Here is a 7,789-nt window from a genome sequence, read left to right on the forward strand (position 1 = left end):
TGTACATAAAAATAACCTTGCTAAATTCGCAAGGTTATTGAACAAGTTTTCCTTCTTCACTAAAAGTCAAATTTTTCTCATAAAAACGTAATAAATCTCCGTAAATAATTTTGTCTGAGTATTCTAGTTCTTTTTGAGCTCGTTCCATATAAGGTTCACATAAAGTCATATCGGTTGGTTCCTCAGTTTTCTTATCATAGCAAACATTTTTCGTATATACATAGTCTTTGGTAATAAAACTTCCATCTCTTAATACAACAAATTCATCCTTTGTATTAGAAAATAAATCATTACCGAAAGTTAAATCTTCATTTGTATCGATTCCAAGTAAATGAAGGATCGTGGGTCGAAGGTCTATTTGTCCTCCTACAGACGAAATAATTTTCCCTTTATGACCAGGAATATGAATGATTAATGGTACACGTTGCAGTTGAGTACTTACAAACGGTGTTACTTCCTTTCCTAAATATTGACTCATCGCCTGATTGTGGTTCTCAGATATACCGTAATGGTCTCCATAGATGATAATGATGGAATTTTCGTATAATCCTTCTTCCTTTAGTCGTTGAATAAAGATTTTTATCGCTTCATCTGTATATCTTACCGTAGGAAAATATTTGTTTAGCGTATTGCTTTCTGAATTAAATGGTTCAATCATTTGATCTTCTTCGTTTAATTCAAATGGATGATGGTTGGTTAAGGTTATAAATTTAGCATAAAACGGTTGCTTCATATTTTTTAAATGTTCAATTGATTGTTCGAAAAATTCAATATCTTTTAAACCCCAACCGACTGAATTTTCTTCATTTACTTCATAATCCGATAACGAATAAAAGCGCTGATACCCTAATGATTTATACATAATATCTCGATTCCAAAAAGATTTATTATTCGCATGTAATACTGCCGTGTAATATCCTCGTTTATTTAAAATAGATGGAATTGCATTATATTGATTATTTGCATGAGTAAAGAAAACTGCTCCTCTACTTAAAGGATATAAAGAATTCTCCAGTAAAAATTCTGAATCAGATGTTTTGCCTTGCGCAGTTTGATGATAAAAATTATCGAAATAATAACTTTCTTTAATAAAATCATTAAGAAAAGGAGTAATTTCTTGCCCGTTAACTGTATTGTTAATCACAAAGCTTTGCGTGGATTCCATCGAAATGACGATAACATTTTTCCCTTTTGCAATTCCAAACATTTCTTCCGTAGGTTGCTTCTTATTAGCTTTCACATAATTTTCAATTTCCGCCAAATCGCTGCCATCGGCTAAAACTCTTTGTGCGGAAGTTTTAGATTGTAAATAAATGTCGTACAAATGATAGTTAAAAGGACCAATATATTTTACAAGCATTTCTCTATCAAACGTTCTTGTCAATAATTGTGGTCGCTCCAACTCAGCTAATCCTAAATTAAAAAAGGAAAGAGCCGCTACACATAGGAAATACACTTTCCGGTTGAATTTTTCATAACCGTTCAAGGACAAAAATGAAGGCTTTAGATAAATGAATGCTAGTAAAATGAAAAAATCCAAAAAGTATAATACGTCATAGGCTTTTATTTCTTCTGTAACGCTACTACCTAAATCACCAAAATTACTTGTTTGGAATAGTAACGGTAAAGTAATAAAGTCATTAAAAAAACGATAGAACACTACGTTTGCATATAATACGAACGACATTAGAAAACTCGTTATTAAAAGATAGCTTGTTCTCTTTTTCTCTTTCATAAATAAACAAAGGCCAAAAACAGTAAATATAAAGCTTAGAGGATTAATAAATAATATGAACTCCTGCAATTGATTCTCAATTTTTAAATCAAAGCTAGTTTTATAGGTAATATATGTTTTCATCCAAAGCAAAACAGTGGCAAGCAAGAGAAAGGATATTTTATCATTCCTTAAATTTTGCATAAAAATTACCTCCAGAAAAAGAGAAACAATGGGACATTATGCTTAAAATTTTTCATTGCTCCAACGACATTCAACATTCTATTCTTATTATCCTTAAATTAGACGAAATAAATGAATGAATGTTTCAAAATTTATCCATTTGCAATAAAAAATAAAACTATCGTCATAAATAAATCAGGAGTTTTTTCTAAAAACTTAGATAAAAACTCCTGTTTTCATTTATTGATTTTTTTTCACGAGCCAACATGCACCTAAAATTCCTGCATCATTTCCCAGCTCGGCTAATACAATCTTTGTATCATTTTTCGTAGGTGGAAAAGCATATTGGGAATAAAATTTTTCCACTGTTTCTAATAGAATATTTCCTGCTTTTGAAACACCACCGCCTAAAATAACCTTCTCAGGATTTAAAATGGCTGCCAAGTTAGCAATCGCTATCCCTAAATACGATGATGCTTTTTCTACTACTTGTTTTGCTAGGGAATCACCTTTTTTGGCATAGTCAAAAATTTCTCGAGTAGAAATCTTTCCATTGGATGTATATAGATCTTTCAGCTCACTCCGTTCAGAATATTCTTTTTCTAATTTTGAAAAAATATTAACGATTCCTGTTGCAGACGCAACCGTTTCTAAACATCCTTTTTTCCCACAATTACATTGGAAAGAATCGTCAAATTGAACAGGCATATGGCCAATCTCACCACCGCCGCCACCTACGCCTTGAACGATGTCTCCATTGATAATAACTCCTCCACCAACACCAGTTCCAAGGGTTAAACATACGATATTCGTTGAGTTTCGCCCAGCACCTTTCCACATTTCACCTAATGCGGCACAATTGGCATCGTTCTCAACATACACAGGTTTTTGCAATTCTTTTTCCATCAATTCTTTTAGCGGGAAATTTTTCCACCCTAAATTGACCGCTTCTTTGATGGTTCCTTGATTTATTACAGGGCCAGGAGCCCCTATACCTATTCCTAATATATGTAGTTCGGGATATTGGTTAAGATTTTCTTTAATTGATAAAGCCATATCATTCACTATATATTTCCCGTTGTCACTTGTATTTGTCGGAATCTCCCATCGATTTATAAAATTTCCATGATCAGCATCGACAATAGCCATTTTAATCGTTGTTCCACCTAAATCAACACCAACAATTACATCCTTTGTCATCTATTTCACCCTTTTCTTTTTATCTAATTCTCGGGCCATCTCTTGACGTAAAAGTAATAAAGCAGTTTGATACTCTTTTGGCTCCACAAGTTTATTTTTATATAATTCTTTTATTTCTTCTTCCATCAACTGTAAATCTGACAAACGGTCCCCAACATATATAATTGTTCCAAATTGTTTTAAAAATTGACGAACATCATAAATGGAATTCAACCAACATCACCACTCGCAGTATAATCCGTAATTATCATTTACAACAAAAAGTATAAACTAATTTTAATATATTCACAATGAAATCAAGTATTAACCAGATCCGCGATTATTATATTTTCCTTTCAATGATTCTACTAGGGTATTCATTGAAAGGAAAATCGTACAAACGGAGCTAATGAATACAAATGACAAAAAAATTCTCCCCTTAAGGAAACAGTTAATATAAACCGTTTACTATAGAGGAGTTCATCAATTAGTAAAATGAATAAATCCATGCTATCTGTCCGGATCTTTCGGATCTAATACTTTTGGCCTTCGATTTTTTAAAGGAATTGGTGAACGGATAATCACATCTCGAAAGGCTCGGTAATTAAACGGAATAAATGGCCATAAATATGGGATACCAAAAGATTTCATCCTAACCAAGAACAGAATCCATAACAATGTACCGATGACAAATCCATATACTTTGAAAAGAGCGGTTGCCGTAAGTAACAAAATTCGTACAATTCGATTCGCTAAACTCAATTCATAACTAGGAGTAGCAAATGTACCAATCGCAGCAAGTGAAAAATATAATATAACCTCATTCGTAAATAAACCAACTTCAACTGCCACTTGACCAATCATTAATGCTGCCACTAATCCAAGTGCTGTCGCCAGCGATGTTGGAGTATGAATTGCTGCCATACGTAATATATCAATTCCTAATTCAACAAATAAAAATTGGAGAAATAATGGAACTTGTCCCTCTTTATTAGGTCCGATAAAAGAAATATACTCTCGTAATAAATGTTCCTCCGTTGCAAACAAATACCAGAGGGGAAGTAAAAAAATAGATAGCCAGACAGCAATAAAACGTATTAAACGTAAATATGCGCCAGTAATGGGTTTATTCCGATATTCCTCCGTATGTTGCAAATGATGCCAAAAGGTTGTTGGCGTAATCATGACGCTTGGAGACCCGTCTACAAAGATACAAACATGCCCTTCATACAAATGGACAGCAGCTGTATCCGGACGTTCTGTATACCTAACCATTGGATATGGATTCCAATGTCTTCCGGATATAAATTCCTCAATTGTCTTTTCTGCCATCGGCAAACCATCTGTATCAATTTTTTTTAAAGAATCACGTATTTTATTAACCATTTCAGGGTCAGCAATATCTTCAATGTAGCATAGAACAATATCTGTTTTTGATCTTCTTCCGATTTGTAAATATTCCATTCGCAAGCTACGGTCTCGAATTCTTCTTCTTGTCAAAGCAGTGTTAAAGACAATCGTTTCCACAAATCCATCTCTTGAACCTCGAACAACTCGTTCTGTATCGGGTTCTTCCGGACCTCTAACTGGGTATGTTCTTGCATCAATAATAATTCCTTCTGCTACTCCATCCACAAACAAAACCGTTGGCCCTGCTAATACATAATCCGCTAATTTAAATAGATTATTATTTTTCTCAATTTCCACATATGGAATATATTTTTTCAGTAATTGATCTAAAGGATCTCGATCCAACTTACCTTCAGGAAGGGTTGCCAAAAACTGCATTAAATAAAGAAGAATATCATCTTTTACAAATCCATCGATAAAAAACATCGCCATTTTCCTACCGGCATATTCCAACTCTAAATGAACCACATCAAAACTTTTCTCTACACCCAAAATCCCCTTCATTAATTCTACATTTTCCTCTATGTCTTCAGATGCAAGCCATTTTTCCTCGTTTGCCATAACAAACACTCCCTGCCAAAAAACTATCACCATCATTGACAAATGCGAGGAAAAAAATACCTACTCATAAATTCATAATTTTGTGGACAAACACATAAATTGTACCAACATAGCAGACATGAAGGTGAAGAGATGATGGAAATATTAAAAAAAATGACATGGTTAAGTTTCATTGTTATTGTTATTGGATTCATATTTTTATATTTACTAAAGTCAAATGTCAAAGAAACGATTATTTTCTTTCCTATTGATGAAAATATAATGTATGAAACAGCATTCACATCCATTAAAGATGTAGAAAAAGAAAATCATACGCACACGATTGATTGGAAAACATCTTCTATACTTCCAGAGAAAGCTTTTTTAAGACAAGATATCAGTTTATTGTATAACAATGGACGTTTAGTAGATAAGATGGGGAAATGGGAACAACAGACAAATTCACTAAAACAAGAAAAAAAATTAAAAGATATTGATAGCGGAAAACTAGAAAGTATTTCATTTCATTACAGTGAAATCCATCGTCCCGAAAATGAATATCGCAGCGTTCAACAAATGTCATCAGACTATCTATATGTAGTAAATTCAAGCATTGATTCCTTACAATCTTTTAAACAAGCAAACAACTCGGATGAAAAAGAATGGAAAGAAACATTAGATAAAATCACGAAAGAAACATTAAACGAAAGTTGGAAAAAAGGATTTAAAAAATTTCACATACAACCAAGCCATTATGATCCATATTTGCTTACAGAAATGGCTCCATATTCTTTTCAACCATTGAAAGGATTTTCCAAACAACAATCAGATGAAATCATTGGGAAACTGTGGGAAGGACTTTATAAAGAATACTTTATAAAAATACGTAAGGAAGATGGCACAACGATTGATTCAATCGATAGCACCATCCCCCTTATACTCATTTCGAAAAATAAAGATCATTTACTCGTTTTATTTGAAACTAGTGAAGGTGAACCTATTCTCCTTCGTCAACAGATTGAAGGGTCAAATTAATTTCATCTAGCAAACTTTTATATTTATCATTTTGAACGATATTTAATGCTTTCTCTACCGCATTTTTTGCGTCTTGCAAATGACCTTCATTCAAATAAAGAAGTGCCAAATTATAATAGGCTTCATGAAAATCCGATCGCAACTGTACAGCCTTTTCCAAATGAAGTTTAGCATCATCTAAATAATTCAAATGTATCTCCGCATACGATAATACAAAATAGATTTCCGCCGGACCATCTCCATAATCCTCTATATATTCATCAAGAAGGGAGTATGCCTTTTCATACTCTTCTTCTTGATTATAATGCTGAGCTAATGATGCCATTAAATATGGATCTGAATTTTTCATACCGTTTGCATAGCCGTAAGGGATTGAAATCGAAAAAATGAGTATGGTAATGGCCGTCCATATTAACTGTAAACGAAAATTTTTCTTTTTCGGAAGGTGTATAATTCCAGAAGCTAAAAATCCGCCGATTAGACCTCCGATATGCCCCGCATTGTCAATTCCAGGAAAGGTAAATCCAAACGCTAAGTTAATTCCAATCATGATTAAAACGTTTGCTCCCATCGTTCTGGCAAACAACCTAGGATGGATTACACCGAAATAGAGAAGCGCACCAAAACAGCCAAAAATGGCACCACTTGCACCAGCTGAGAGATTTGGACTAAATAGAAAACTTGCTAGGCTACCTGAAAATCCCGATAGGATAAATATGAATATAAAGCGAAGTTTTCCATAAATTTTCTCCACGGCCGTTCCTAAAAAATATAACGCAATTGTATTCATCACTAAGTGAATCATGCCTATATGTAGAAAAATAGGAGTGAAAAATCTCCACCATTCTCCGTTTACAATCAGCGGATTTACTTTTGCTCCAAAATCCGTTAACGTTTTCTCGTTCGTACTCCCTCCATTGATTTCCAACAACATAAACATAATTAGTAGTATTACGATAAAAACATATGTAAAAATCGGTTTGCTGTGATCAAATAATTGCTTTTCTTTCTTCATCTCTTCGATTGCGTAATGAAGTGTTTCATTTTTCAAATAATTGATGATTTTTTCATCCATTTCATCATGAATAAAAAAAGTATTTTCAAAATTATTTTGATAGTATTCTTCAAAATATTCTTCAGTTAATAGCTGTGATTGAATTTCAACCCTTTTCTTTTGGTCGGTTACAGGCTGAAGTAAATGTTCATAACTATCGATTGGTGGATATTTAGATATATATAAATTGGTAATTTTTAAATTCTTCTTTAAAAAGCGCTTTCGAATTCTTTCACCATTTATGACGGTAATATCTCTGTCACGCTTTAATAAATTGCTCCATGGTAAATCAGCCTTTTTCAAGCGAATAATTGGACGCTCTTTATTTTCTAATTTCTCTAACCAAATATCTGTTTGATCTTTTGATAAATTTAATATCCGGTATCCTTGTTTCGTAACATAAAAATGGGCTAATTGCCAAAAAATATATTCTTCGTTAAAGCTCAAAATATTCCCTACTTTCTCACCTTTTCTCGCCTTTTATTCTTCCTTTATAACTATAACGAATTCAATAAAAAAAAGTAAAGTAATCAGATGTTAAAAAAAACTTAGACGGAATAAATAACACCAACATTAAATTTAGGTTATAATAGACCTGAATTTTATTTAAGTTGGTGATTATTTATGCGTACCAAAAATAGATTAAATCCAATCGAATCAAAATACTTTAGACC

General features: G+C 32.8%; 6 protein-coding genes. 1 reads left to right on the forward strand and 5 read right to left on the reverse strand.

Features of this window, described 5'->3' with window-relative positions:
- Window positions 1-34: 34 nt before the first annotated feature.
- From AC3ASS_RS01260 to AC3ASS_RS01275, 4 genes are all read right to left on the reverse strand, one after another.
- Entirely contained in the window at window positions 35-1,918 is a 1,884-nt protein-coding gene (locus AC3ASS_RS01260) for an LTA synthase family protein (protein ID WP_488281681.1), read from the reverse strand.
- A 219-nt stretch (window positions 1,919-2,137) separates the two neighbouring features.
- Window positions 2,138-3,097 (reverse strand): ROK family glucokinase, encoded by a 960-nt coding sequence (locus AC3ASS_RS01265; protein WP_488281682.1) that lies wholly within the window; start codon window positions 3,095-3,097, stop codon window positions 2,138-2,140.
- A complete protein-coding gene (locus AC3ASS_RS01270; RefSeq protein WP_488281683.1) occupies window positions 3,098-3,310 on the reverse strand; it encodes a YqgQ family protein in 213 nt (70 codons plus the stop codon).
- A 276-nt stretch (window positions 3,311-3,586) separates the two neighbouring features.
- A complete protein-coding gene (locus AC3ASS_RS01275) occupies window positions 3,587-5,047 on the reverse strand; it encodes a spore germination protein (RefSeq protein WP_488281684.1) in 1,461 nt (486 codons plus the stop codon).
- A 135-nt stretch (window positions 5,048-5,182) separates the two neighbouring features.
- On the opposite strand from AC3ASS_RS01275, the gene AC3ASS_RS01280 reads away from it, so the two are divergent.
- Window positions 5,183-6,061: a hypothetical protein gene (locus tag AC3ASS_RS01280; RefSeq protein ID WP_488281685.1), complete on the forward strand. Its 879-nt coding sequence runs from the start codon at window positions 5,183-5,185 to the stop codon at window positions 6,059-6,061.
- On the opposite strand, the gene AC3ASS_RS01285 is transcribed toward AC3ASS_RS01280, so the two are convergent.
- Window positions 6,024-7,562: a rhomboid family intramembrane serine protease gene (locus tag AC3ASS_RS01285; protein WP_488281686.1), complete on the reverse strand. Its 1,539-nt coding sequence runs from the start codon at window positions 7,560-7,562 to the stop codon at window positions 6,024-6,026. The genes AC3ASS_RS01280 and AC3ASS_RS01285 overlap by 38 nt on opposite strands.
- Between the last annotated feature and the right edge of the window lie 227 nt (window positions 7,563-7,789).

The organism is Bacillus sp. JST-5 (assembly GCF_057747715.1).

Bases quoted from the DNA above. Each gene is read 5' to 3' on its own strand.
- AC3ASS_RS01260 (WP_488281681.1), bottom strand. From the start codon at position 1,918: ATGCAAAATTTAAGGAATGATAAAATATCCTTTCTCTTGCTTGCCACT.
- AC3ASS_RS01265 (WP_488281682.1), bottom strand. From the start codon at position 3,097: ATGACAAAGGATGTAATTGTTGGTGTTGATTTAGGTGGAACAACGATT.
- AC3ASS_RS01275 (WP_488281684.1), bottom strand. From the start codon at position 5,047: ATGGCAAACGAGGAAAAATGGCTTGCATCTGAAGACATAGAGGAAAAT.
- AC3ASS_RS01280 (WP_488281685.1), top strand. From the start codon at position 5,183: ATGGAAATATTAAAAAAAATGACATGGTTAAGTTTCATTGTTATTGTT.